Annotated in this window: 20 protein-coding genes; 8 read left to right on the top strand and 12 right to left on the bottom strand. The window is 72.7% G+C overall.

Annotation, left to right across the window (positions count from 1 at the left end):
• Positions 1 to 208: 208 nt before the first annotated feature.
• Complete coding sequence (gene ileS / locus QBL21_RS24335; RefSeq protein ID WP_407564346.1) at positions 209 to 3,379, bottom strand: isoleucine--tRNA ligase; 3,171 nt, start codon at positions 3,377 to 3,379, stop codon at positions 209 to 211.
• A gap of 519 nt (positions 3,380 to 3,898) precedes the next feature.
• On the opposite strand from ileS, the gene QBL21_RS24330 reads away from it, so the two are divergent.
• The 4 genes from QBL21_RS24330 (at position 3,899) to QBL21_RS24315 (ending at position 8,273) form a co-directional block, all read left to right on the top strand.
• Positions 3,899 to 4,840 (top strand): TraR/DksA C4-type zinc finger protein, encoded by a 942-nt coding sequence (locus QBL21_RS24330; protein ID WP_407564345.1) that lies wholly within the window; start codon positions 3,899 to 3,901, stop codon positions 4,838 to 4,840.
• Positions 4,841 to 4,955: 115 nt separating this feature from the next.
• A complete protein-coding gene (lspA, locus tag QBL21_RS24325; RefSeq protein WP_407564344.1) occupies positions 4,956 to 5,675 on the top strand; it encodes a signal peptidase II in 720 nt (239 codons plus the stop codon).
• Between the two features lie 35 nt (positions 5,676 to 5,710).
• Positions 5,711 to 6,652, top strand: a complete 942-nt coding sequence (locus QBL21_RS24320) for an RluA family pseudouridine synthase (RefSeq protein WP_407564343.1) — start codon at positions 5,711 to 5,713, stop codon at positions 6,650 to 6,652.
• Positions 6,653 to 6,674: 22 nt separating this feature from the next.
• Positions 6,675 to 8,273 (top strand): Na+/H+ antiporter, encoded by a 1,599-nt coding sequence (locus QBL21_RS24315; RefSeq protein WP_407564342.1) that lies wholly within the window; start codon positions 6,675 to 6,677, stop codon positions 8,271 to 8,273.
• On the opposite strand, the gene QBL21_RS24310 is transcribed toward QBL21_RS24315, so the two are convergent.
• Positions 8,232 to 9,311 (bottom strand): mechanosensitive ion channel family protein, encoded by a 1,080-nt coding sequence (locus QBL21_RS24310; RefSeq protein ID WP_407564341.1) that lies wholly within the window; start codon positions 9,309 to 9,311, stop codon positions 8,232 to 8,234. The genes QBL21_RS24315 and QBL21_RS24310 overlap by 42 nt on opposite strands.
• 53 nt (positions 9,312 to 9,364) lie before the next feature.
• Between QBL21_RS24310 and QBL21_RS24305 the strand changes: the two genes are divergently transcribed.
• Positions 9,365 to 9,958 carry a dienelactone hydrolase family protein gene (locus QBL21_RS24305; protein ID WP_407564340.1) on the top strand — a complete coding sequence of 198 codons (594 nt, stop codon included), beginning with the start codon at positions 9,365 to 9,367 and terminating at the stop codon, positions 9,956 to 9,958.
• A gap of 18 nt (positions 9,959 to 9,976) precedes the next feature.
• Here the strand turns inward: QBL21_RS24305 and QBL21_RS24300 are convergent, their stop codons facing one another.
• Together QBL21_RS24300 and QBL21_RS24295 are read right to left on the bottom strand one after the other, a co-directional pair.
• Positions 9,977 to 10,768, bottom strand: coding sequence for a thioredoxin domain-containing protein (locus QBL21_RS24300; RefSeq protein ID WP_407564339.1), 792 nt, complete (start codon positions 10,766 to 10,768; stop codon positions 9,977 to 9,979).
• Positions 10,769 to 10,845: 77 nt separating this feature from the next.
• Entirely contained in the window at positions 10,846 to 11,487 is a 642-nt protein-coding gene (locus QBL21_RS24295; RefSeq protein ID WP_407566544.1) for a hypothetical protein, read from the bottom strand.
• Positions 11,488 to 11,671: 184 nt separating this feature from the next.
• Between QBL21_RS24295 and dnaE the strand changes: the two genes are divergently transcribed.
• The gene (gene dnaE, locus QBL21_RS24290; protein ID WP_407564338.1) at positions 11,672 to 15,214 is read left to right on the top strand and encodes a DNA polymerase III subunit alpha; all 3,543 of its coding nucleotides are present in this window, start codon (positions 11,672 to 11,674) and stop codon (positions 15,212 to 15,214) included.
• Positions 15,215 to 15,310: 96 nt separating this feature from the next.
• On the opposite strand, the gene QBL21_RS24285 is transcribed toward dnaE, so the two are convergent.
• Positions 15,311 to 15,499, bottom strand: coding sequence for a hypothetical protein (locus QBL21_RS24285; RefSeq protein WP_407564337.1), 189 nt, complete (start codon positions 15,497 to 15,499; stop codon positions 15,311 to 15,313).
• Positions 15,500 to 15,505: 6 nt separating this feature from the next.
• Positions 15,506 to 15,697, bottom strand: a complete 192-nt coding sequence (locus tag QBL21_RS24280) for a hypothetical protein (RefSeq protein ID WP_407564336.1) — start codon at positions 15,695 to 15,697, stop codon at positions 15,506 to 15,508.
• 236 nt (positions 15,698 to 15,933) lie between these two features.
• Between QBL21_RS24280 and QBL21_RS24275 the strand changes: the two genes are divergently transcribed.
• A complete protein-coding gene (locus QBL21_RS24275) occupies positions 15,934 to 17,196 on the top strand; it encodes an NYN domain-containing protein (protein ID WP_407564335.1) in 1,263 nt (420 codons plus the stop codon).
• A gap of 104 nt (positions 17,197 to 17,300) precedes the next feature.
• On the opposite strand, the gene QBL21_RS24270 is transcribed toward QBL21_RS24275, so the two are convergent.
• From QBL21_RS24270 to QBL21_RS24245, 6 genes are all read right to left on the bottom strand, one after another.
• Positions 17,301 to 17,987 (bottom strand): hypothetical protein, encoded by a 687-nt coding sequence (locus tag QBL21_RS24270; RefSeq protein WP_407564334.1) that lies wholly within the window; start codon positions 17,985 to 17,987, stop codon positions 17,301 to 17,303.
• A 77-nt stretch (positions 17,988 to 18,064) separates the two neighbouring features.
• Positions 18,065 to 19,039: an ABC transporter permease gene (locus tag QBL21_RS24265; RefSeq protein ID WP_407564333.1), complete on the bottom strand. Its 975-nt coding sequence runs from the start codon at positions 19,037 to 19,039 to the stop codon at positions 18,065 to 18,067.
• A complete protein-coding gene (locus tag QBL21_RS24260) occupies positions 19,036 to 20,043 on the bottom strand; it encodes an ABC transporter ATP-binding protein (RefSeq protein WP_407566543.1) in 1,008 nt (335 codons plus the stop codon). The genes QBL21_RS24265 and QBL21_RS24260 overlap by 4 nt, the downstream gene beginning before the upstream one ends.
• 301 nt (positions 20,044 to 20,344) lie before the next feature.
• Positions 20,345 to 20,842: a Cys-tRNA(Pro) deacylase gene (gene ybaK / locus QBL21_RS24255; protein WP_407564332.1), complete on the bottom strand. Its 498-nt coding sequence runs from the start codon at positions 20,840 to 20,842 to the stop codon at positions 20,345 to 20,347.
• 17 nt (positions 20,843 to 20,859) lie between these two features.
• Positions 20,860 to 21,597: an LON peptidase substrate-binding domain-containing protein gene (locus QBL21_RS24250; RefSeq protein ID WP_407564331.1), complete on the bottom strand. Its 738-nt coding sequence runs from the start codon at positions 21,595 to 21,597 to the stop codon at positions 20,860 to 20,862.
• Between the two features lie 30 nt (positions 21,598 to 21,627).
• The gene (locus QBL21_RS24245; RefSeq protein ID WP_407564330.1) at positions 21,628 to 23,229 is read right to left on the bottom strand and encodes an oxidoreductase; all 1,602 of its coding nucleotides are present in this window, start codon (positions 23,227 to 23,229) and stop codon (positions 21,628 to 21,630) included.
• A gap of 160 nt (positions 23,230 to 23,389) precedes the next feature.
• On the opposite strand from QBL21_RS24245, the gene hisD reads away from it, so the two are divergent.
• Positions 23,390 to 24,733 (top strand): histidinol dehydrogenase, encoded by a 1,344-nt coding sequence (gene hisD / locus QBL21_RS24240; protein WP_407564329.1) that lies wholly within the window; start codon positions 23,390 to 23,392, stop codon positions 24,731 to 24,733.
• Positions 24,734 to 24,769 lie beyond the last annotated feature (36 nt).

Here is a 24,769-nt window from a genome sequence, read left to right as displayed (position 1 = left end):
GCACGGCCTGACGGCCATCGGCATATCGCAAAGGGCCGGGTCCCGCGGAACGCTCGCCGCGGGGCCCGGCCCTTTTTGCGTGCCCGCCTCCGGAAGCCGTGGCCCTCGCGCCGGAGGCGGGGTCGGGGGAGCGGATCGGGTACGGGCCGGGCGGCTCCCCGCCCCCGTGGCCTCCACGGGGGCGGGGGAGGGCCGCTGTGCGCCGGGGTCAGGCCCGTACGAGCCGGAAGGTCAGCGACAGCGGCTCGTCCGTGAACGGCTCGCCGTAGCCCGCGGCCTCGTCCGCCCCGCCCGCGGCGAAGTCCGTCGCGAGGACCTCCTCCGCGATCAGCCCGGCGTGGTCGGTCAGCGCCTGCCGGACCTCGGGGTCGGTCGTCGACCAGCGCAGCCGGATCCGGTCCGCGACGTCCAGGCCGGAGTTCTTCCGCGCCTCCTGGACCAGCCGGATCACGTCCCGGGCCAGGCCCGCGCGGCGCAGCTCCGGCGTGATCTCCAGGTCCAGCGCCACGGTCGCGCCCGAGTCGGAGGCCACCGACCAGCCCTCCCGCGGGGTCTCCGTGATGATGACCTCCTCCGCGGACAGCGCCACCGTCTCGCCGTCGACCTCCACGGCCGCGCTGCCGCCCTCGCGCAGCGCGGCCGACAGCGCCGCGGCGTCCGCCGCCGCGACGGCCCGCGCCACGTCCTGGACCCGCTTGCCGAACCGCTTGCCCAGCGCGCGGAAGTTGGCCTTCGCGGTGGTGTCGACCAGCGAGCCGCCGGCCGCGCCGCCGGTGGCCTCGGACAGCGTCGCGAGCGCGGTGACGTTCAGCTCCTCGGTGATCTGCGCGCGCAGCTCGTCCGGCAGCGCCGCGAAGCCCGTGGCGGCCACCAGGGCCCGCGAGAGCGGCTGGCGGGTCTTCACCCCGGACTCCGCCCGCGAGGCCCGCCCCAGCTCCACCAGGCGCCGTACGAGCTGCATCTGCCGCGACAGCTCCGGGTCGAAGGCCACGTCGTCCGGGCCGGCCGGCTCCGGCCACGCCGCCAGGTGCACCGAGGCCGGGGCGTCCGGCACGACGGGTACCACCAGGTCCTGCCAGACCCGCTCGGTGATGAACGGCACCACCGGGGCCAGCAGCCGCGTCACCGTCTCCAGTACGTCGTGCAGCGTGCGCAGCGCCGCCGCGTCGCCCTGCCAGAAGCGGCGCCGGGAGCGGCGGACGTACCAGTTCGACAGGTCGTCGACGAAGGCGGACAGCAGCTTGCCGGTGCGCTGGGTGTCGTAGCCGTCGAGGGCGTCGGTCACCCGGGCCGTCAGCGCGTCCAGCTCGCCGAGCAGCCAGCGGTCCAGCAGCGGCCGGTCCGCGGGCGCCGGGTCGGCCGCGGAGGGCGCCCAGCCGGCGGTGCGGGCGTACAGCGCCTGGAAGGAGACGGTGTTCCAGTAGGTCAGCAGGGTCTTGCGCACGACCTCCTGGATCGTGCCGTGGCCGACCCGCCGGGACGCCCAGGGCGAGCCGCCGGCGGCCATGAACCACCGCACGGCGTCCGCCCCGTGCCGGTCCATCAGCGGGATGGGCTCCAGGATGTTGCCCAGGTGCTTGGACATCTTGCGGCCGTCCTCGGCGAGGATGTGGCCGAGGCAGACCACGTTCTCGTACGAGGACCTGTCGAAGACGAGCGTGCCGACGGCCATCAGCGTGTAGAACCAGCCGCGGGTCTGGTCGATGGCCTCGCAGATGAACTGCGCGGGGTAGCGGGTCTCGAACAGCTCCCTGTTCCTGTACGGGTAGCCCCACTGCGCGAAGGGCATCGAGCCCGAGTCGTACCAGGCGTCGATGACCTCCGGCACCCGCTCCGCGCGCCGCGTGCAGCCGTCGGCGGGGCAGGGGAAGGCGACCTCGTCGATGTACGGGCGGTGGGGGTCCAGGCCCGACTGGTCGGTGCCGCTCAGCTCGCTCAGCTCGGCCAGCGAGCCGACGCAGGTGAGGTGGTCCTCGGCGCAGCGCCAGATGGGCAGCGGGGTGCCCCAGTAACGGTTGCGGGACAGGGCCCAGTCGACGTTGTTGTTCAGCCAGTCGCCGTAGCGGCCGTGCTTGACGGAGTCCGGGTGCCAGTCGGTGCCCTCGTTCTCGCGCAGGAGGGCGTCCTTGACGCGGGTGGTGCGGATGTACCAGGACGGCTGCGGGTAGTAGATCAGCGGCGTGTGGCAGCGCCAGCAGTGCGGGTAGCTGTGCTCGTACGGCTCGTGGCGGAAGAGCAGGCCGCGCGCGTCGAGGTCGGCGACGAGCGTCTCGTCGGCCTTCTTGAAGAACTGGCCGCCGACGAGCGGCAGTTCCTCGCCGAAGGTGCCGTCCGCGCGTACGGGGACGACGACCTCGATGCCGTACTCGCGGGAGACCTTGAAGTCGTCCTCGCCGAACGGGGCCTGGTGGACCAGGCCCGTGCCGTCCTCGGTGGTGACGTAGTCGGCGTTGACCACATAGTGCGCGTCCCGGAGGTCGACCAGGTCGAAGGGCGGCCGGTACGTCCAGCGCTCCATCTCCGCGCCGGTGAACGACTGCCCGGTGGTCTCCCAGCCCTCGCCCAGCGCCGCGCCGACCAGTTGCTCGGCGACGACGACCTTCTCCCTGCCGTCGGTGGCGACGACGTAGGTGACGTCCGGGTGGGCGGCGACGGCGAAGTTGGCGGTGAGCGAGAACGGCGTGGTGGTCCAGATGACCAGGGCCGCCTCGCCGGCCAGCGGGCCGGAGGTGAGGGGGAAGCGGACGTAGACCGAGGGGTCGACGACGGTCTCGTACCCCTGCGCCAGCTCGTGGTCGGACAGGCCGGTGCCGCAGCGCGGACACCAGGGGGAGACGCGGTAGTCCTGGACGAGCAGGCCCTTCGCGTAGATCTGCTTCAGCGACCACCAGACGGACTCCACGTACTCGGAGTTCATCGTCCAGTACGCGTCGTCCAGGTCGACCCAGTAGCCCATCCGCTCGGTCAGCTCGGCGAAGGCGTCCGTGTGCCGCTGGACCGAGGCGCGGCACTTGTCGTTGAACTCGGCGATGCCGTACGCCTCGATGTCCTGCTTGCCGTTGAAGCCCAGCTCCTTCTCCACGGCCAGCTCCACCGGCAGCCCGTGGCAGTCCCAGCCGGCCTTGCGGGCCACGTGGTAGCCGCGCATGGTGCGAAAGCGCGGGAAGACGTCCTTGAAGACGCGGGCCTCGATGTGGTGGGCGCCCGGCATGCCGTTCGCGGTGGGCGGGCCCTCGTAGAAGACCCACTCGGGACGGCCCTCGGACTGCTCCAGGGAGCGGGCGAAGACCTTCTGCTCGCGCCAGAAGTCGAGCACGGCGTGTTCGAGGGCGGGCAGGTCTACCTGGGCGGGTACCGGGCGGTACAGGGGCGTGGTCATCGGGGACTCTTCCTCCGGCTGGCGTGCTGACGGCCGAACCGGAGGGACGAGAGCCGGGGCTCCCGCGGTACCACCCTCCTTGACGGCGGAGCGCGCGCCGCGCCCACCGCCCCCTCGTTGGGGCAGCGCTGCCGGTTCTACTCGCCCGGGGGCTTTCCTCCGGCGGCTCCGGGGTGATCTTCGCTCCGCGCTCGCCTCCCGGGCTCGCACCGTCCCCGGGTCGCTCCTCGGCTGCGTACGGAGGTACTCCTCCCCATCCACGCCTCTCGCTGCCCACAGTGTACGGCCACGGGGTACGCGGCGCCGACCGGGTTTCCGCGGCGGGGCACTGGGCCGTTCGGCCCAGTGCCCGCGAACCGGCCGGAGCGGGCGCAACCCCGGGATTACCCGGCCCGCGGCTGGGCACAACGTTTTGAGACCGGTCAGCCATGGCGTGCCCTGTTGCCGCGGACCCAGTGTCGATTTATCGTTCCGGCACCGTTCGCGAACAAGATCACAATATGTGAAGGGGTCCCGGCCATGGTTGCGAAGAAGACCGCGCCGGCGGCGAAGAAGTCCACAGCGAAGAAGTCCACAGCGAGGGCCACGGCCAAGAAGACCACGTCGAAGAAGGCGGCGAAGAAGGCGCCGGCGAAGAAGGCACCGGCCGGGCAGCGGCCCGCGAAGAAGGCCGCTTCGGGCCGGGCCGCGGCCACGGGGGAGCGGGCGGCGAAGAAGCAGACCCCGCGGAAGCAGGCCGTGAAGAAGCAGGCCGTGAAGAAGCAGGCCGTGAAGAAGCAGGCTGCGAAGAAGCAGGCCGTGAAGAAGCAGGGCGCGAGGAAGTCGCCGCCCGCGAAGAAGGCCGCGGCCGGGAAGGCGCCGGCCGAGAGGACCGAGCCCGCGAGGAAAACCGCGGCACGGGCCGCCGCCCCGGCGCGCAAGCCGGCGAAGAAGGCGGCGGCCAAGAAGACGTCCGCCAGGACGTCTCCGGGGAAGAAGACGGGAGCCAAGACGGTGGTCGCAAAGAAGACTCAGGTTGTGGAGGCCCCGGTCGCCGAGGCCGCGGGCGGGACCGCCCCGGCCGAGCCGGGGGAGCTGGCCGTGCGTCCGGGGGAGGACCCCTGGACTCCCGGGGAGATCGAGGAGGCCCGCCAGGGCCTGCTGGACGAGGTCGCGAGCCTGCGCTCCGAGATCCGCGCATCCGAGGAGGCGGTCAGCGGGCTGATGCGCGACTCCGGCGGCGGCGCCGGGGACGACCAGGCCGACACGGGGACGAAGAACATCTCGCGCGAGCACGAGATGGCGCTCGCCGCCGGTGCCCGGGAGCGGCTGGTGCAGACCGAGCGCGCGCTGGTGCGGCTGGACGACGGCACCTACGGGCGCTGCGAGTCCTGCGGCAAGCCGATCGGGAAGGCGCGGATGCAGGCGTTCCCGCGGGCCACCCTGTGCGTGGAGTGCAAGCAGCGGCAGGAGCGCCGCTGAAGGGCCGCCGGAGGCGCTGACGGGGCCGGTCGGCGGCGGTTACGGGCTGTGGTGCGACGGCTCGTACGGGTGTGTCGTACGCTCGACCCCAGTCAGCGCACCGGAGGGCACACACGTGACAGAGGCGGAGCGGATCAGCGGGGACGCCACCGAGCCCCGCGGGGACGACGCGGGGGCCTTTGCGGCGGACGAGAAGGACACGGCCGTCACGCCGGACGCCACCGGCACCGCCGATACCGATGCGGATACCGAAACCGATACCGAAACCACAACCGGCACCGGCGCCGCCGGCGCGCCGGACGCGGACGGCGAGGCGGAGGACGGCGCGCAGGAGGCGGCGGCCCGCGGCCCCCGGCGCATCGGCGTGCTCCTCGGCGTGGCCGCCCTCGTCTACGCCCTCGACCTGGTCACGAAGCTGATCGTGGTGGCCGAACTGGAGCCGGACAACCGCTCTGTCGAGGTCGTCGGCGACCTGCTGCGCTTCCAGGTCGTCCGCAACGCCGGCGCGGCGTTCGGCATCGGTGAGTCGATGACCGTCATCTTCACGCTGATCGCGGTCATCGTCATCGGGGTGATCGCCCGGCTGGCCCGCAAGCTCCACAGCCTGCCCTGGGCCATCGCGCTCGGGCTGCTGCTCGGCGGCCCGCTCGGCAACCTCACCGACCGCCTCTTCCGCTCCCCGGGCTTCTTCGAGGGCCACGTCGTGGACTTCATCGCCCCCGAGCACTTCGCGGTGTTCAACCTCGCGGACTCCGCGATCGTCTGCGGCGGCATCCTCATCGTGATCCTGTCCTTCCGCGGCCTCGACCCCGACGGCACCGTCCACCGCGGCTGACCGGGACGGCCGTACGCGCCTGCGATACTTCCCGGGTGAGTACCGTGCCCGAGATCCGCACCCTGCCCGTACCCGACGGCCTCGAAGGCGAGCGGCTCGACGCCGCGCTCGCCCGGATGTTCGGGTTCTCCAGGACCAAGGCCGCCGAACTGGCAGGCGCCGGCAAGGTCCTCGTCGACGGGCGGGAGGCCGGGAAGTCGGACCGGGTGACGGCGGGTGCGTGGCTGGAGGTCGAGATGCCGGCGCCGCCGGCGCCGGTGCGGATCGTCGCCGAGCCGGTGCCCGGGATGACCGTCGTCTACGACGACGACCACGTGGTCGTCGTGGACAAGCCCGTCGGCGTCGCCGCCCACCCCAGCCCCGGCTGGAGCGGCCCCACGGTCGTCGGCGGCCTGGCCGCCGCGGGGTTCGCCATCTCCACCTCCGGCGCCGCCGAGCGGCAGGGCGTGGTGCACCGGCTGGACGTCGGCACCTCGGGGCTGATGGCGGTGGCCAAGTCGGAGCGCGCGTACACGCTGCTGAAGCAGCAGTTCCGGGAGCGTACGGTCGACAAGCGCTACCACGCGCTGGTCCAGGGCCACCCCGACCCGCTCAGCGGCACCATCGACGCCCCCGTGGGCCGCCACCCCGTGCACGACTACAAGTGGGCCGTCGTCGCCGACGGCAAGCCCAGCGTCACGCACTACGACCTCGTGGAGGCGTTCCGCGCCGCCAGCCTGCTCGACATCAAGCTGGAGACCGGCCGCACCCACCAGATCCGCGTGCACATGTCCGCCCACCGCCACCCGTGCGTCGGCGACCTCACCTACGGCGCCGACCCCACGCTCGCCAAGCGGCTCGGCCTGGACCGGCAGTGGCTGCACGCCGTACGGCTGGGCTTCGAGCACCCCGAGGACGGCCGGTGGGTGGAGTTCGAGTCGGGCTACCCCGAGGATCTGCGGCGGGCCCTGGACACCGTCACCGCGGACAGCGCCTGACGGCCGCGCCCGGGCGACCGCGATGGACCAGCTCACGCTGCTGCTGACCCTGGTGCTGGGCGCCATCGTCACCGTCCCGGTGGCCCAGCGCCTCGGGCTGCCGTCGCCGGTGCTGATGACGCTGCTCGGCGGGGTGCTGGCGCTGCTGCCCTTCGTTCCGAACGTCGAGATCCCGCCCGACTACATCCTGCCGCTGGTGCTGCCGCCGCTGCTCTACGCCGCCGTGCAGCGCACCTCCTGGCGGCAGTTCACCGCCAACGTACGCCCCATCCTGCTGCTCGCCGTCGCGCTGGTCTTCGTCACCACCGCCGCCGTCGCGGCCACCGTGCACGCCGTGGTCCCCGGGCTGCCGCTGGCCGCCGCCGTGGCGCTGGGCGCGCTGGTCGCCCCGCCCGACCCGATCGCCGCCACGTCCATCGCCGGGTCGCTGGGGCTGCCGCGCCGGCTGGTGTCGATCCTGGCGGGGGAGGGGCTCTTCAACGACGTCGCCGCGATCGTGCTGTACCACGTCGCGATCGCCGCGACGGTCACCGGCACCTTCTCGGTGGCCGGCGCCGCGGGCACGCTGGCGCTCTCCGCGGTGGTGGCGCTGGCGGTCGGCTTCGCGCTCGGCTGGGCCGCGGAGCGGCTGATGCGGCTGCTCGACGACCCCACGCTGAAGATCGGCTGCACGGTGGTGGTGCCGTTCGCCGCGTACGTGATCGCCGACGAGTTCGAGGGCTCGGGGGTGCTGGCGGTGCTCGTCACCGCGCTGTACCTGTCGGAGTACGCCACGGACCCCGACGACGTCCTCGGCCGGCTCGCCGAGCGCAGCTTCTGGGACGTCGTGGACACCCTCGTCACCGGCATCGCCTTCGGCCTGATCGGGCTGGAGCTGCACACGGTCGTCGGCTCCGGCGACTTCGACGGGGCGCTGGTGGGCGCCGCCGCGGCCGTCGTGGGCGTGGTGGTGGGCGTACGGCTGCTGTGGCTGCTGCCCGCCTCCTGGCTGGCGCAGCGGCTGCACCAGCGCGGCGGGCACCCGGACGACGCCGAGGAGATCCCCACCACCTGGCGGGAGACCGTCGTCATGTGGTGGTCGGGGATGCGGGGCGTGGCCTCGGTGGCGCTGGTGCTCGCGATCCCGGTCACCGTGGACGGCGGCGACCCGTTCCCGCACCGCGCCGACCTGCTGTTCATCGCCTTCGCCGTGGTCCTGGCCACCCTGGTCTGCCAGGGCCTGACGCTGCCCTGGCTGGTCCGGCGGCTCGGCGTCGGCGCCGACACCGAGGCCGAGCGGCAGTTGGAACGCCAGTTGGCGCTGCGGGCCGCGAAGGCGGCGCGGGCGCGGCTGGCGGAGATCGAGCAGGTGCAGGAGCTGCCGGAGGACATGGCGGAGCAGTTGCAGCGGGCCGCGTACGGCATCGCCACCCGCCTCTACCCCGACCTCGTCGACGAGGACCGCCGCGAGGCGCACGCCCAGCGCATGGAGCGGCTGCGCACCGGCCGGAAGATCACCGGCGAGCTGCTGTCCGCGGCCCGGCACGAACTGCTCGCCGCCCGCAGCGAGGGCTACGACCCCGAGATCGTCGACCGGGTCCTACGGCAGCTTGACGTCCGGAGCGTGCGCGGCGCCGTTTAGCGGCGCCTGCGCCGTCATCACCTTCGGCAGCGCGTACGGGTGCTTCTCCCGCAGCCAGGTGATCAGCTCCTCGCGCACCAGGCAGCGCAGGTCCCACAGCGCGTCCGCGTCCCGTGCGGTGGCCAGCGCCCGCACCTCCATCGTGGTCGGCGTGGTGTCCGTGACCACCAGGCTCCAGCCGCGCCCGTCCCAGTGCGCGCAGCCGAGCAGCACCTCGTGCAGCCGCTCGCGCAGCGCGGGCACCGGCGTGGAGTGGTCCAGGTGGAAGTAGACCGTGCCGGTCAGCTCCGGGCCGCCGCGCGACCAGTTCTCGAACGGCTGGCTGGTGAAGTACGACACGGGGATGGTGATGCGGCGCTCGTCCCAGGTCTTCACGGTCAGGAACGTCAGCGTGATCTCCTCGACCGTCCCCCACTCGCCCTCGACCACGACCGTGTCGCCGATGCGCACCAGGTCGCCGAAGGCGATCTGGAGCCCCGCGAACAGGTTGCCCAGCGTCGACTGGGCGGCGATGCCCGCGATGATGCCGATCACGCCGGCGGACGCGAGCATCGACGTGCCCACCGCCCGCATCTGCGGGAACGTCAGCAGCATGGCCGCCACCGCGACCGTGCAGATGACGAACATCACCACGCGCTGGATCAACGTGAGCTGCGTACGCACCCGCCTGCGGCGGGCGGAGTCGCGGGCCCTGGTCTTGTAGCGGTGGTACGTCAGCTCCACGGCCGCCGCGAGCACCTTCGTCACCAGCCAGGCCACGGACGCGATCAGCAGCAGCGTCAGGGCGTGGCCGAGGCCCGTACGGCTGCCGTCGCCGTGGGTCAGCTCCGTGCGCTTGTACGTGCCCAGCAGGATCGACGTCAGGATGACGAGCTGGAGCGGCACCCGGCAACTGCGCAGCAGGCCCCATATCGGGGTCTCGGGGTGCCGGGCGTCGGCACGGCGCAGCAGCAGATCGACCACGATGCCGGCGATCGCGGTGACCGCCACGGCGCCGCCGACGACCAGGACGGGCCGGAGCACCTCCTCGGTGGACACGTGAGCCTCCTTCGAACGCGGGTCTCCCCGACCGTATCTGTCACGATGGGCGCATGACGATTCTGCTTTTCCACTCCGTCTACGGAGTGCGTCCGGCCGTGCACGCGACGGCGGAGCGCTGGCGCGCCGCCGGGCACGAGGTGGTCGTCCCCGACCTCTTCGACGGACGCACGCCGGCGACGGTCGAGGAAGGCAGGGGGGTCAGGGACGAGATCGGCACGGACGAGCTGCTGGCGCGGGCCGTGAAGGCCGCGGCGCCGCACTCCGCGGGCGGGGTGCTGTACGCGGGCCTCTCGCTCGGCGGCGCGCTGGCGCAGAACCTGGCGCTCGCCGACGAGCACGCGCGGGGACTGCTGCTGATGCACGGCACGTCCGACGTCGCCGACGGGGCCACGGCCGCCTCCGGCGAGCTGCCGGTGCAACTGCACGTGGCCGACCCCGACCCGTTCGAGACGCACGACTGGCTGACGGCCTGGTACCTGCGGATGGGCCGGGCCGGCGCCGACGTGGAGGTCTTCCGTTACCGGGGCGCGGGGCACCTGTTCACCGACCCCGGCCTGGCGGACCACGACGCGGAAGCGGCGCGGTCCGCCTGGCGGGTGGCGGATGCTTTCGTGGCGGAGCTGGACGGGCGCTCCGCCACGTAGCACGGCGTGACCGGGCTCTTACGCGCCCAGCTTGTCCAGCTCGGTCGGGAGCACGTTGGTCTCGACCTTCTTGCCGTCGATCTTGATCGTCGGCGTGCCCTCGATGCCCGCGTCCTCGAAGCTGCTGATCATCTCCAGGGCCCACTTGTCGAACGTGCCCTTGTTGACGTTCTTCTGGAACTGCTTGTTGCCCTTCAGCTCGTCGACGTTCGCGGCGACGTCGAGCAGGTACTCGTTGTCGGCGAACTTGTCCTCGTTCTCCGGCGGGTGGTGCTCGGCCGAGTAGAGCAGCCCGTGGTACTCCTTGAACGCCTCCGGGCTGACGTCCAGGGCCGCGCCCAGCGCGCTGGCGGCGTTCTTCGAGCCGTCGCCGCCGAAGTTGCCGTCGATGATCGCGCCGAGGTGGACGCGCAGTTGGTACTTGTCGTCCTCGGCGCCCTTCTTGATCCGCTCGCCCAACTGCTGCTCGAACTGCGCGCACGCCGGGCAGCGCAGGTCCTCGTAGACGTCGACGGTCTTCTCGGCGTCCTTGCCGCCGAGCACGACGGTGGTGCCCTTCTCGCCCTCGGCGTTCGCGGGCTGGACGAGCTTGGCGTTCTTCGCCGCGCCCCAGTCCTTGTCGCTGCCGTCGTCGCCGCCCAGGGTGGTGACCGCGAAGGCGACGCCGCCGACGACGGCCAGCAGGCCGACGACGGCACCGCCGACGAAGAGCTGCCGGCGCACCTTCTCCTTCTTGGCCTGCTTCTCGCGCTCGGCGCGCAGCCGCTCGCGCGCGGCCCGCTTGGCTTCCTGGCTGTTTCGCTTGCTCATGGTGGGAGGTCCTCGTGTGTGGTCGGTGTGGCCGTGTCCGTGCTTCCGGGACGTGCTTCCGGGGCGTGCTGCCAGGATCAGGCAGCGGCCGGGCACGGCGGGCCACGCCGCAGGACCGAGTGCAGCAGGTGCGGCTGCGGGCGGACGGCGCGGGTACGGTCCCACCGGCGGCCGGGGCGGCCGGTGTTCCGTACCGGGGCGACGGTGACGGTCGCGACGGCCAGCAGCAGCGGCCGGAAGGCGACGGCCGCGGCGGCGCGCAGCAGTCCGGCGAGCGCCGCCTCGCCGCGGCGCAGCCAGGCGGCGGCGGCCAGGCCGACGCCGACGTGGCCGGCGAGCAGCAGCCACGGGCTGGCGGCGGTGCCCGCAAGGGCCTCGCCGCGGGCGGTCATCCGGGCCAGCGGGGTGCCGAACTCGCCGGAGCAGAGCAGGTCGAGCCCCAGGGAGCGCATGGAGCCGGCGACGGGGCCGCCGGACTGGCCGTAGCAGGTGTGCTGGCCGGTGGTGAAGACGGTGTCGGCCGCCAGCTCCAGCGGCACGAGCAGGGCCGCGATACTCCAGTAGCCGCGCTCGCGGCGGCCGGCGAGCAGGTAGGCGACGGCGAAGACGCCGGCGGAGAGCGCGGCGAGCATGCCGAGCGGCAGGGGGTTGGCGGACAGGAGCACGTGGGCGCCCGCGGACAGGCTGATGCACAGCGCGGTGAAGACCGCCGCGCGCATCACCCTGATCGTTACGGCTCCATGTTCCATCGGGCGTGATTCTGCCATGGCGGACGGTAAACCGCGGCTAAAGGGGAGGCCCGGCTTCGGGACGGCCGGGGCCCGTGGTGTCAGTGGCGCGTCCTAGACTTCCCAGCGTCCTGCCCGAGCCCTCGCGCCCGCCGTCTGCTGGAGGTCCTCCGTCGTGGCCAAGCCGCCTTTTACGCATCTGCATGTGCACACGCAGTATTCGCTGCTGGATGGGGCGGCGCGGTTGAAGGATATGTTCGCGGCGTGTCGTGAGATGGGGATGTCGCATATCGCGATGACGGATCATGGGAATCTGCACGGTGCCTATGATTTTTTTGCGCAGGCGTCGGCGGCGGGGGTGACGCCGATCATCGGGATCGAGGCGTATGTGGCGCCGGAGTCGCGGCGGAACAAGCGGAAGGTGCAGTGGGGGCAGCCGCATCAGAAGCGTGATGACGTGTCGGGTTCGGGTGGGTATACGCACAAGACGATCTGGGCGTCGTCTCGTACGGGTTTGCATAATTTGTTCCGGTTGTCGTCGGATGCGTACAAGGAGGGGTGGCTTCAGAAGTGGCCGCGGATGGACAAGGAGGTGATCGCCGAGCATGCGGAGGGGCTGATCGCTTCTACGGGGTGTCCGTCGGGTGAGGTGCAGACGCGGTTGCGGCTGGGGCAGTTCGACGAGGCGCTGGCGGCGGCGGCGTGGTATCAGGAGGTGTTCGGGAAGCAGCGGTATTTCCTGGAGCTGATGGATCACGGGATCGAGATCGAGCGGCGGGTGCGGGACGGGCTGCTGGAGATCGGGCGGAAGCTGGGGATTCCGCCGCTGGTGACGAACGATTCGCATTACACGTATGCGCAGGAGGCGGGGGCGCATGATGCGTTGCTGTGTATTCAGACGGGGAAGAACCTGTCGGATCCGGACCGGTTCAAGTTCGACGGGACGGGTTATTACCTGAAGTCGACCGAGGAGATGTATGCGGTCGATTCTTCGGATGCCTGGCAGGAGGGGTGTGCGAACACGCTGCTGGTGGCGGAGCAGATCGACACCGACGGGTGGTTCCAGAAGCGGGACCTGATGCCCAGGTTCGAGGTCCCCGACGGCTACACCGAAGTCACCTGGTTCCAGGAGGAGGTCCGCCGCGGCATGGCCCGCCGCTATCCCGGCGGCGTTCCCGAGGACCGCCAGAAGCAGGCGGAGTACGAGATGGACGTCATCATCCAGATGGGGTTCCCGGGGTACTTCCTGGTGGTCGCGGACTTCATCATGTGGGCGAAGAACAACGGGATCGCGGTGGGTCCCGGGCGTGGTTCGGCGGCGGGTTCGATCGTGTCGTACGCGATGGGGATCACGGACCTGGATCCGATCGAGCACGGGCTGATCTTCGAGCGGTTCCTGAATCCGGAGCGGGTCTCGATGCCGGATGTGGACATCGACTTCGACGAGCGCAGGCGGGCGGAGGTGATCCGCTATGTCACGGAGAAGTACGGTGCCGACAAGGTCGCGATGATCGGTACGTACGGCACGATCAAGGCGAAGAACGCGATCAAGGACTCCGCGCGGGTGCTGGGGTATCCCTACGCGATGGGCGACCGCATCACCAAGGCCATGCCCGCCGACGTGCTCGGCAAGGGCATCCCGCTGTCCGGCATCACCGACCCCGACCACCCCCGGTACTCCGAGGCCGGCGAGGTCCGCGGGCTCTACGAGAACGAGCCGGACGTGAGGAAGGTGATCGACACCGCGCGGGGGGTCGAGGGCCTGGTGCGGCAGATGGGCGTGCACGCCGCGGGCGTGATCATGTCCAGCGAGCCGATCGTGGACCACGTCCCGGTGTGGGTGCGGCACAGCGACCAGGTGACCATCACGCAGTGGGACTACCCCACGTGCGAATCGCTCGGCCTGCTGAAGATGGACTTCCTCGGCCTGCGCAACCTCACCATCATGGACGACGCCGTCAAGATGGTGAAGCAGAACAAGGGCAGGGACATCGAGCTGCTGTCGCTGCCGCTCGACGATCCCACGACCTTCGAACTCCTCGGCCGCGGCGACACCCTCGGCGTCTTCCAGTTCGACGGCGGGCCGATGCGCTCCCTGCTGCGCATGATGAAGCCCGACAACTTCGAGGACATCTCCGCGGTCTCGGCGCTCTACCGCCCGGGCCCCATGGGCATGAACTCGCATATCAACTACGCGCTCCGCAAGAACGGGCAGCAGGAGATCACCCCGATCCACCCGGAGCTGGAGGAACCGCTCAAGGAAGTCCTCGACATCACCTACGGCCTGATCGTCTATCAGGAGCAGGTGCAGAAGGCCGCGCAGGTCCTCGCCGGCTATTCGCTGGGCCAGGCGGACCTGCTGCGCCGGGCGATGGGCAAGAAGAAGCAGGAAGTCCTCGACAGGGAGTTCATCCCCTTCCAGAAGGGCGCCCGCGAGAAGGGCTACAGCGACCAGGCCATCCAGGCCGTCTGGGACGTCCTGGTCCCCTTCGCCGGTTACGCGTTCAACAAGGCGCACTCCTCCGCGTACGGCCTCGTCTCCTACTGGACGGCGTATCTCAAGGCGAACTATCCCGCCGAGTACATGGCCGCGCTGCTGACGTCCGTCCGCGACGACAAGGACAAGTCCGCGGTCTACCTCAACGAGTGCCGGAAGATGGGCATCAAGGTGCTCCCGCCGGATGTCAACGAGTCCGACGCGAACTTCACCCCCCGCGGTGATGACACGATCGTGTTCGGTCTGACGGCCGTGCGCAACGTCGGGCAGAACGTGGTGGAGTCGATCGTTCGCAACCGCAAGGCCAAGGGGCGCTACGCGTCCTTCCCCGACTTCCTCGACAAGGTCGACGCCGTCGTGTGCAACAAGCGCACCGTCGAGTCGCTGATCAAGGCGGGCGCGTTCGACGCCCTGGGCCACACCCGCAAGGGCCTCACCGCGCACTACGAGCCGATGATCGACAACGTCGTGTCGGTCAAGCGCAAGGAGGCCGAGGGGCAGTTCGACCTCTTCGGGGGGATGGGTGACGAGGCCGCGGCGGACGAGCCGGGTTTCGGGCTCGACGTGCAGTTCACGGACGAGGAGTGGGAGAAGTCGTATCTCCTCGCGCAGGAGCGGGAGATGCTCGGCCTGTACGTGTCCGACCATCCGCTGTTCGGTGTCGAGCACGTGCTCAACGACAGGGCCGACGCCACGATCGCCGCGCTCAACGGCGGTGACCACTCCGACGGCACGATCGTCACCATCGGCGGCATCATCTCCGGGCTCCAGCGCAAGATGACCAAGCAGGGCAACGCCTGGGCCATCGCCACCGTCGAGGACCTCGGTGGGTCCATCGACTGCATGTTCTTCCCCGCCACCTACCAGTTGGTCTCCACCCAACTCGTCGAGGACGCCATCGTCTTCGTCAAGGGCCGCCTCGACAAGCGCGAGGACGTCCCCCGGCTGGTCGCCATGGAACTCGCCGTCCCCGACCTGTCCGAGGTGTCCGCGAACGCGCCGGTGACGATCACCATCCCCACCGTCAAGGTCACGCCGCCGCTGGTGGAGAAGCTGGGCGAGGTGCTGTCGCAGCACCGCGGCGGCACGGAGGTGCGCGTGAAGCTCCAGGGCTCCCGCACCACCACCGTGCTCCGCCTCGACCGCCACCGGGTGACGTCGGACCCGGCGCTCTTCGGCGATCTGAAGGCCCTGCTCGGGCCGTCCTGCCTGGCGGGGTGACGCGCGGCGGGGCCGCCGGCCGGGGCAGACCCCGGTCCGGCGGCCGCGCCGGCGTGCGCGGGCGCGCCCGCAAGGGGTGCGCCCGCGGCGCCGCGCTCAGTTGTGCCCGAAGCGCTTTTCCTTGTGCTTCTGGGTCTTGTGGCTGCCGGATCCGGGGTTCACGGCCTCGCTGACCTGGTCGGCCGGCGCCCCGCCGGCGGGAGCGGAGGAGTCCTGCTCCACGCCGCGTTCTTCCTGCGGGGCGGCGACGCGTTCGCTCTGGCGGTTCCTGTTCTTACGGCTCATGGCGGCTCACCGCTCCCCGAGCCGGGGGCGCTGGTCGAGGTCGCCCGCGGGCACGTCGGCCCGGGCGTCGTCTCGCGGCGGGATCTCGTCGGGGGACTGCCGCCGGCCGCGGTCCGGTATGCCCGCGGGCGACCCGGCGTACTTGTCCCGGTGGGAATGCTGTTGCTGCTTTTTCTCGCGGTTCTTGCGCTTACCCATCACTGATCCTTTTCAGCAGCGGTCCCCCGCGGAGATCACCTTCGCACGGCCTGAGATGCCTCGCATGTCGGATAATTACCGTGCGTAGTACGCGCTGTTCATGGCCGGGCATCGGTGTCCGCCACGCCGATGATCGATGCCCTGCTGTTAACCACCCCTCAGTGGGGCAGACTCGAAGGCAACCCGACATGAACTCCGCGGCACGGGCCCGGAACCGGCTGAGAAGAGGGTGAATCGTGGACCGCTGCGTCGTTCTGGTGGACGCCGGCTACCTGCTGGGCGCCGCCGCGAGCCTGCTCGCCGGAGAACCCGCGCGCTCCCGCATCACCGTCGACCACCCCGCCCTCATCCAGGGGCTGCGGGAGCAGGCCGAGGCGGACACCGGGCAGCGGCTGCTGCGTATCTACTGGTTCGACGGCGCCCCCGACCGCGTACCGCAGCCGGAGCACCGGCGGCTGCGCGTGATGTCCCGCGTCACCGTCCGCCTCGGCGCGCTCACCCGCAGCGACGGCCGCTGGGCGCAGAAGGGCGTCGACGCCGCGATGCACGCGGAGCTGACCGAGCTGGCCCGTAACCGCGCCTGCGCCGACGTCGTGCTCGTCACCGGGGACGGCGACCTGCTGCCGGGGATGATGTCCGCGAAGGAGCACGGCGTCGCCGTGCACCTGTGGGCGGTCCAGGCCGCCGACGGCGACTACAACCAGTCCGAGGACCTGGTCGCCGAGGCCGACGAGCGGCGCGTGCTCGACCGGGTCTGGATCACCCGCGCCATGCAGGCCAAGGACCTCACCGGCATCTGCGCCCCCAGCCCCGTGCCGCGGCCCGAGATCGCCGCGATCCTCTCCGCCCCGCCCTCGGAGAACTCCGTCGCCGGCAAGCAGACCGTCGCCAACGGCAGCGCGCCGGCCGACCCGGTCACCGAGCGCCGCCACGACGACGCGGGTACGGCGCCCGACGCCGTACCCGAAGACGAGGACGACCCCGGCGGCAAGGGCGGCGTACCCACCCCGAAGGACCTCGCGAGCCTGGGCCGCCCCGCCGCGCCCGACGGCCGCCACGGGCCCCCCGTGGGCAGCGCCACCCTGCGATGGTCGTCCGACCGCGGCTGGGTGGAGCGGCCGGGCGCGGAGCCGCCGGACATCGCCGGGCTGCCCACGCTGGCCCAGCTCACCACGGCCGAGCAGCGCTGGGCGGACCGCGAGGAGGACATCACCGTCATCGGCGGCGACCCCTTCGAGGTGGGCCAGGTCTTCGCCCGGCGCTGGATGGAGCGGCTGGCGGACCAGGCGAAGCTGCGGCTGCTGGCCGGCCAGTACCCGCGCATCCCGCACCGCATCGACGGCGAGCTGCTGCGCTACGCCGCCCGCTTCGGGCTGCTGGCGCACAAGGACGACCAGATCGACGAGCGCGACCGGTATGCGATCCGGGCCGGGTTCTGGCGCGAGGTGGACGTCAGCTCGGCCGCGGAGCACGCGCAGGCGGCCGAGCCGGAGGCGTAGCGCCTCCGGGACAGACGGCGTTCTCCGGGCGCGCGGCGGCGGACCTGCCCGAGGGTGTCGTACGCGGCCGTGAGGCCGTCGTACGCGCCGGAGCGCCGCCCGGCTCAGCGGGTCGGCGAGCCCCAGCCCTGCCAGCCGCCCGTCGGCGGCGGGGGCACCTGCGGCTCGGGGTCGCGCGGCCCGAACAGCCCGGTCAGCACCAGGTGCACCGCCATCGCCGCCCCCGGCCACGCCAGCAGCGCGCCCTTGGCCTTCAGCTCCAGCGGCGCGTCGAGGCCGCCGCCGTCGCCGATCTCCCTGGCCCGCTGCGACACGTTCTCCGGCGGCCCCAGCCAGATGCCGAACTGCCAGGCCAGCACCGCCCCGAGCAGCGCGCCCAGGGCCAGCCCCAGCACCAGCGGCCACCCGCCGCGCCGCCGCCACAGGAACACCGCCAGCGCCGTCACCGCGCCGAAGGCCAGCCCGAGCAGCGCGAACGTGCCGTCGATGGAGATGGCGTCCTCGCTCTCGCTCTCCTTCAGCCACGCCTCGCCCCCGCGGACGACCAGCGGCACCCGCGGCGCCAGCCGCTCCCACAGGAAACCCAGCAGCAGGCCCAGCGCCGCCACCCCCACCAGGAGCAGGAACGCCTGCCACAGCTCCCCGGCGAAGTCGGTGTCGTCCTTCGCCCTGCGTCCGCCCTTCTGGTCCGCCACCCCGTCGGCGGCGCCGGATGCGGACGGGTACTGCCAGGGGTTGTGGGCCGGCCGCTCGGGCGGCGGCTGCTCGTGCGGTGTCAGGGGAGCGGTCACCCTGCCATCGTGCCAGGGGCGGGGCCTGCTGCCGTAGCCAGGACGGTCGTTCGGAATGTCGCCGTGACCGCCGCGGCTCACGAGCGCAGCGCCGCCCTGCGGTACGCCCACGTCGCCGCCGCCAGCGCCGGCACCCCGACGCCGGCGCAAACCCCCAGGTGGGCGAGGACCGCGAGCCAGTCGGGATCGGGCGCGAACGTCTCCATCAGCGCCTCTACGCCGTACGTGGACGGCAGCAGGTCGCGGGCGAAGGACACCGGCCCCGGCATCCGCTCGGCGGGCAGCACCCCCAGCAGCAGCGCGGCCGACATGCCGAGCTGGCCGCAGAGCGTGGCCAGCTCCGGCCGCGGCGCCAGCAGCCCGCACACCGCCCCGAGCCCGGCCAGCGCGGCTCCGGACAGCGGTACGACGGCGACGAGGATCCACAGGTGCGTCAGCGGCAGCCCGAACAGCAGGCTGCCCGTCACGGCCGTGACGACCGTGCCGGGCACCGTGAACGAGGCGTACGCGCCGGCCGCGCCGAGCACCACCGCGGCCGGCGGCACCGGGAGCGTCGCGTAGTGGTCGAGGCCGCCGGTGGCGCGCAACTGGCCGAAGTACTGGGCGAGCAGGTTCAGCGCCACGAACGCCACGATCAGCACCGTCGACCCGGCGACCACGGCGTGGGCCTCGGAGCTGCGGGCCTCGGCATCGACCACGCCGCGCATCAGGACCATGATCCCGATGGACTGGAAGGTGGCGACGAACAGCAGCGGCAGCCGGGCCACCCGGGCGCGGGAGAGCTGGGCGCGGTAGACGGCGGCGAGGGCCGGGAAGAGCGGTACGCGGGGCGCGAGCGGGACGGAGGCGGGTGCGGCGGGCGGGTGCGGGGCGGTCCCGTGCGACGCGGCGGTGCCGTTCGCCCGGGCGGACCCGGCCGCCGGTCCAGCCGGAGATCCCGTCACCGTTCCCGTCACCGATCCCGTCGCCGCCCGGCCCGTCGCAGGCGGTCCCGCCGGCGGCCCGGAGCCGTCGGGCGGGGCCTGCGCGAGGCCGAGATGTCCGTCCGTCATGCCTTCACCAGTCCCTCGTCCCGCCCGCCGAGGGCCAGGTACACGTCCTCCAGGCTCGGCGTCGTCAGCGTGAAGTCGTCCAGTGCGGCGAACGCCGGCCCGCCCGTGACCGCGGCGACCGCGGCGCGCGCAGCGTCCTCCGGCAGCCGCAGCGTCCAGCGCCGGCCGGTGCGCCGGGCGGTGCGGGCCAGCTCCGCGATCTGGGGCACGTCGAGCGGCGGCCGGTCGCGCCAGACCAGGTCCACCCGGACCTCCCCGCCCACCAGGGCCTTCAGCCCGGCGGGGGAGTCGCAGGCGATGACCCGGCCGCGGTCGAGCACGGCGACCCGGTCGAGCACGGTCTCGGCCTCGATGACGTTGTGGGTGACGAGCAGCACCGTGGCGCCGCGCTCGGCCCGGCGCCGGTCGATCGCCGCCCACACGGCGCGGCGGGCCACCGGGTCCATCGCGGTGGTCGGCTCGTCCAGCACCAGCAGGGGTCGCTCGCCGACCAGCGCCGCCGCCACGCACGCCAGTCGCCGCTCGCCGCCGGAGAGCCGGCGCAGCGGGCGGTCGGCGAGGCGGGCCAGGCCGAGTTCGTCGAGCACCGCGTCGCGCTCGGCGCGCGCCCCGGCCGCGGGCAGGCCGCGCAGCCGGGCGGTGGTCTCGGCGGCCAGCGCCACCGTCAGGTCGTCGAGCGCCGTGGACTCCTGGCCGAGGTACGCCAGCAGCCGCGCGGCCAGCTCGGGGCGGCGTACGAGGTCGTGGCCGAACAGCTCGATGCCGCCGGAGTCGGGCCGCAGCAGGCCGGTGAGCTGGCGTACGAGGGTGGACTTGCCGGCGCCGTTGGGGCCGAGGAGGCCGAAGATCTCGCCGGCGTGGATGTCGAGGCCGACGCCGTCGCAGGCGCGTACGGGCCCGGCGGGAGGCGCACCGGCGGCGGGCGTCTCCTTGCCCCGGCGGCCCGCCCTGCGCCGCATCCGCTTCTCGCGGGGGGCGGGGTAGGTCTTCACGAGATCGCGCACGGCGCACACCACCGCGCCCGGCGGGGTGGCGGTCCCGGCCGCGGCAGGACCCGCCGCTTCACTGCGCGTACTCACGAACTACGAGGGTACGCGGTGCCGAACGGCCCGGCCGTCGGGGGGAGGGCTGCGCGGAGCCTGGACGGATACCGTGCACTCCGGTATGACCTGGACATGTCGAAGAAAACGCGCAAGCGCAAGTGGCGTACCCGCAAGGGCAAGGCCAACCACGGCCGCCGCCCCGCCTAGCCGACAGCGGCCCGGATCGGCCGGCCCGGACCGCCCGGTCCGGATCGCCCCCGCGTCAGCGGCCGTCGCGCGCGATGGGCGCCACCACGGCGCCCGTCAGCTCCGCCAGCACCGTCGGCGACAGCTCCACCTCCAGCCCGCGCCGGCCCGCGGAGACGCAGACCGTCGGCCGCCCGGCGGCCGAGGAGTCCAGCACCGTCGGCAGCCGCCTGCGCTGGCCCAGCGGGGAGATGCCGCCGCGGACGTAGCCCGTGGTGCGCTCGGCGTGCGCCGGGTCCGCCATCACGGCCCGCTTGGCGCCGACCGCCGCGGCCAGCGCCTTGAGGTCCAGGGCGCCGGAGACCGGCACGATCGCGACGGTCAGCGCGCCGTCGACCTCGGCGACGAGGGTCTTGAATACCTGCCCCGGGTCGACGCCGAGGGCCTGGGCCGCCTCCTCGCCGTACGACGCGGCGGCGGGGTCGTGGGCGTACGCGTGCACGGTGAACTCGGCGCCGGCCTTCGTCAGCGCCACCGTGGCCGGGGTGGACCCGGTCTGCTTCTTCTTGGCCATGGGGAGAGGAGCGGGGCTCAGTTGGGGCTCGTCGGGGTCCGCGTCAGGTCGACCGCGGGCAGCGACGGGAGCTTACCCAGCACCGCGCTCTCGCGCCGCAGGATTTTCAGCTCCGCCGACAGCCGCGCCGCCGTGTCCCGCGCCTGGAGGAGCTGCTGCTTCGCGGGGGTGTCCAGCACCGCCGCGGCGGCGACGAGGTAGGACAGCACCGACGGCTCGTCCGGCAGCTCCGTGGCGGCGCCGAGCGTGCGCTCGCGGGCGCCGGCCAGCCGCTTCTGGTACGTCCTGAAGGCCCGTACGACCGCCGCGGACAGCACGCCCGCACCCTCGCCCGACCGCTCCGGCAGCGCCTCGACCTCGCCGGTCAGATACTCGCCCGTGGCGTCCACCGACAGCAGCCGGAACCGGCGGGTGCCGGTGACCAGCACCTCGTACCCGCCGTTGTCCTTCTCCCGGATCGTCGCCGCGTCCGCGACGACCCCCACGCCGTAGAACGCCTGCATCGGGTCGGTGCCGAAGCCGGCCGCCGGGCCGCGCTCGGGCAGCGACGTCGGGTCCGGCAGGCCGGGCCCCGTGGGCGCGACCTCGCGGCCGTCCCGGATCGCCACCACGCCGAACCGCCGCTCCGACTCGGGCAGCTTGCGCAGGTCGCGCATCATCGCCCGGTACCGCTCCTCGAACACGTTCAAGGGCATGACGAGGCCCGGGAACAGCACCGCGTTCAGCGGGAAGAGGGGAAGGCGCGCGGTGGTCACAGGCGGATCCTAACGGTCCCGGCCGGTACCTCACTGGCGGCGCAGCGCACGGGAGACGCCGGCCGCCACCGTGGTGGCGAGGACCCAGCCGGCGAGCACGAGCACCGTGGCCGTCCACTGGTAATGCCCCGACTGATGCCAGGCGTTGTCCTGCCCCAGGTCTATGACGGGCAGCAGCAGATCGAGCACGTAGAGCGGGGGGTTCCACTCGGGCCCCTCGCCGGGGCGCAGCGCGCGCGGCTCCTGCTGCCCGAAGTACAGGCTGCCCACCGCCCACAGCACCGCCATCCACACCACGGCGCGGGTGGGGCGGTAGCCGTAGGCGACCGTCCAGTCCTGGAGCAGACCCCACGCCTTGCCGGTCAGCGGCAGCGTCTCGCGCTGCCTGCGGTGCTTGGCGAGCATGACCTCGCGGGCCTCGTGGTCCTCGCCCGCGTTGCGCAGGACGGCGGCCAGCAGCTCGTACGGCTCGGGGGCGAACTCCGGGGTGGCGGCCTCCACCCACTCCAGCCGGTGCACCAGCGGGAAGGCGCCCACCGGTATCAGATGCTCGTAGAAGAAGCCGGCCATCGCCAGCCGGCCCGGTCCCGGCCAGCTCGTGTACTTGTCGCGGAGGTTGACGACCCGGGCGCCCGAGAGCACCACCTTGCCGCCCTCCGGCTCGCGCCCCATGAACCGCAGCTCCGGCGTCTGGATCCGGCGCATGGACATCTCCTGCTCCGGGTCCATCACGAAGCGCGCGCCGTCGAGGTCGACGGAGTCGCCGAAGCGGCCGTCGTCCAGCCGCAGCCCGCCGTGGCACTCGAAGCGCTGCATCCGCGTGCCGCGCGGCGGGGTGTGGCCGCTGATGCCGTACGGGGGCGTGGCCCCGCCCGTCGCGGCCTCGGGCACCGCCTCCGCGCCCATGTGCAGCGAGCGCTCCACGGTGAGCTGCGGCGCGTTGAGCGCGCGCTTGCCGTACGGGTTGCGCAGGACGCTGCCGCTCAGGTTCAGCGAGACGCCGACCGTCGCGCCGCGCATCCGCACCTCGCCGTGCGCCTGGAGCAGGTCGGCCTGGAGGTCCTGGCCGACGTTGATGCCGTCCGCGGCGATGGCCACGCCGCGCCGGTCACGGCCGACCGTGAGCTGGCTGAGCAGCAGATCCGTGCCTATCTGGGCGTCGGTGAGCCGGATGCCGCCGTCGAGGGTGCAGCGGGGCATGTGCATGTCGCCGCTGGTGGTCAGCCGGGCGGCCTCCAGCCGCGGGATGGAGCACTCCACCAGCCGCAGCGTGGCGAAGGAGCACTCGGGCAGCAGCATCTCGTTCTCGAAGCGGCAGTTGCGCAGCTCCACGTACGGATCGACGCGGCCGCCGGAGAGGTCGAGCGTGCCGGTGACGAGCGCGCCGGCCAGCTTCAGCGACGACACCCGGCCGGGCCGGGCCGGCGGGCCGTGCAGCAGGAGCCGGGCGAGTAAGGAGGCGCGCACGCTGCGCTCCGGCCCCCAGACGTGCAGTCCCGCCGGGTCGTTCTGCCCGGGGTCGCGCGAACGCAGATCGTATGTGGCTCCCTCCTGGAAGGCATCCCACAGCCCTCGCTCCGTCGCCGAAAGGTCCTCGGGCGCCTCCGCCCGGTCGTGCTGTACAGCGGTCAACGACACGCTCCCTGGTCTGCCCGCGTCCGTCCCGTACGGCTCTGATTCCCCTCGGGACGGCACACTGAACGCTAGTACCACGTACTGACAGTGACGAGTTTGCGGTCCAGCCTGTGGACAACCGGGCCGGGGGGCCGGGCCGTCTGAGAGACTTGGGCATGTGATCTCCCGAATCGATCTGCGCGGCTCCGCCGCCGCTTCCGACGCAGGCGGCGGCATCGACCGCGACCTGCTGCCCCGTGCCGAGCTGGACGTCGAGGCCGCCCTGGAGAAGGTGCGGCCCCTGTGCGAGGACGTCCGGCATCGCGGCACGGCGGCGGTGATCGAGATCACAGAGCGTTTCGACGGCGTGACCCTGGAGCGGCTGCGGGTGCCCGCGGAGGCGCTGGAGCGCGCGCTGGCCGAGCTGGACCCGAAGGTGCGCGCCGCGCTGGAGGAGTCGATCCGCCGTGCCCGCCTCGTCCACCGCGAGCAGCGCAGGAGCGACACCACCGTGCGGGTCGTCCCGGGCGGGACGGTCACGGAGCGCTGGCTGCCGGTCGCCCGCGTCGGGCTGTACGTGCCCGGCGGCCAGGCCGTGTATCCGTCGTCCGTGGTGATGAACGTGGTGCCGGCCCAGGAGGCGGGCGTGCCGTCGCTGGCGGTCTCCTCGCCGCCGCAGAAGGACGTGCCGAACTCGTGGGGCGCCGGCCTGCCGCACCCGACGATCCTCGCCGCCTGCGCGCTGCTCGGCGTGGACGAGGTGTACGCCGCGGGAGGTGCCCAGGCCGTCGCCATGTTCGCGTACGGGACCGAGGAGTGCGCCCCCGCCGACCTCGTCACCGGCCCGGGGAACGTGTACGTGGCCGCCGCCAAGCGGCTGTTGAAGGGCCGTATCGGCATCGACGCCGAGGCCGGCCCCACCGAGATCGCCGTCCTCGCCGACGACACCGCCGACGCCGCGCACGTCGCCGCGGACCTCATCAGCCAGGCCGAGCACGACGAGCTGGCCGCCGCCGTCCTCGTCACGCCCTCCGAGCGGCTCGCCGAGGCCGTCGAGGCCGAGCTGAAGACACAGGTGGCCGCGACCCGGCACGTCGCGCGGATCAGCGCCGCGCTGGGCGGCCGGCAGTCCGGCATCGTGCTCGTGGACGACCTGGAGGCCGGCCTGCGCGTCGTCGACGCCTACGCCGCGGAGCACCTGGAGATCCAGACCGCCGACGCCGCCGCGCTCGCCGCCCGGGTGCGCAACGCGGGCGCGATCTTCATCGGCCCGTACGCCCCGGTCTCGCTCGGTGACTACTGCGCCGGCTCCAACCACGTGCTGCCCACCGGCGGCTGCGCCTGCCACTCCTCGGGCCTGTCCGTGCAGTCCTTCCTCAAGGGCATCCACGTCGTGGACTACACGCGCGACGCCCTCGCCGAGGTCACCGCGCACGTGGTCACCCTCGCGGAGGCCGAGGACCTGCCCGCCCACGGCGCCGCGCTGAAGGCAAGGTTCGACTGGAAGGTGCCGCAGCCGTGACCAGCCGGCCGACCCCGACCCCGACTCCGCCCCCCG

This window comes from Streptomyces sp. 184 (assembly GCF_045781775.1).
Classification (GTDB): domain Bacteria; phylum Actinomycetota; class Actinomycetes; order Streptomycetales; family Streptomycetaceae; genus Streptomyces.
Note: the sequence above shows the minus strand (reverse complement) of the source record. Positions and strands in the feature narration are given on the sequence as shown.

What these genes read in the sequence shown, in the direction of transcription:
- QBL21_RS24285 (WP_407564337.1), bottom strand. Translation starts at nt 15,499, where the DNA reads ATGAGCCGTAAGAACAGGAACCGCCAGAGCGAACGCGTCGCCGCCCCG.
- QBL21_RS24315 (WP_407564342.1), top strand. Translation starts at nt 6,675, where the DNA reads ATGGACCAGCTCACGCTGCTGCTGACCCTGGTGCTGGGCGCCATCGTC.
- QBL21_RS24295 (WP_407566544.1), bottom strand. Translation starts at nt 11,487, where the DNA reads ATGCGCGCGGCGGTCTTCACCGCGCTGTGCATCAGCCTGTCCGCGGGC.
- QBL21_RS24330 (WP_407564345.1), top strand. Translation starts at nt 3,899, where the DNA reads ATGGTTGCGAAGAAGACCGCGCCGGCGGCGAAGAAGTCCACAGCGAAG.
- ybaK (WP_407564332.1), bottom strand. Translation starts at nt 20,842, where the DNA reads ATGGCCAAGAAGAAGCAGACCGGGTCCACCCCGGCCACGGTGGCGCTG.
- QBL21_RS24265 (WP_407564333.1), bottom strand. Translation starts at nt 19,039, where the DNA reads ATGACGGACGGACATCTCGGCCTCGCGCAGGCCCCGCCCGACGGCTCC.
- QBL21_RS24300 (WP_407564339.1), bottom strand. Translation starts at nt 10,768, where the DNA reads ATGAGCAAGCGAAACAGCCAGGAAGCCAAGCGGGCCGCGCGCGAGCGG.
- QBL21_RS24305 (WP_407564340.1), top strand. Translation starts at nt 9,365, where the DNA reads ATGACGATTCTGCTTTTCCACTCCGTCTACGGAGTGCGTCCGGCCGTG.
- QBL21_RS24280 (WP_407564336.1), bottom strand. Translation starts at nt 15,697, where the DNA reads ATGGGTAAGCGCAAGAACCGCGAGAAAAAGCAGCAACAGCATTCCCAC.
- ileS (WP_407564346.1), bottom strand. Translation starts at nt 3,379, where the DNA reads ATGACCACGCCCCTGTACCGCCCGGTACCCGCCCAGGTAGACCTGCCC.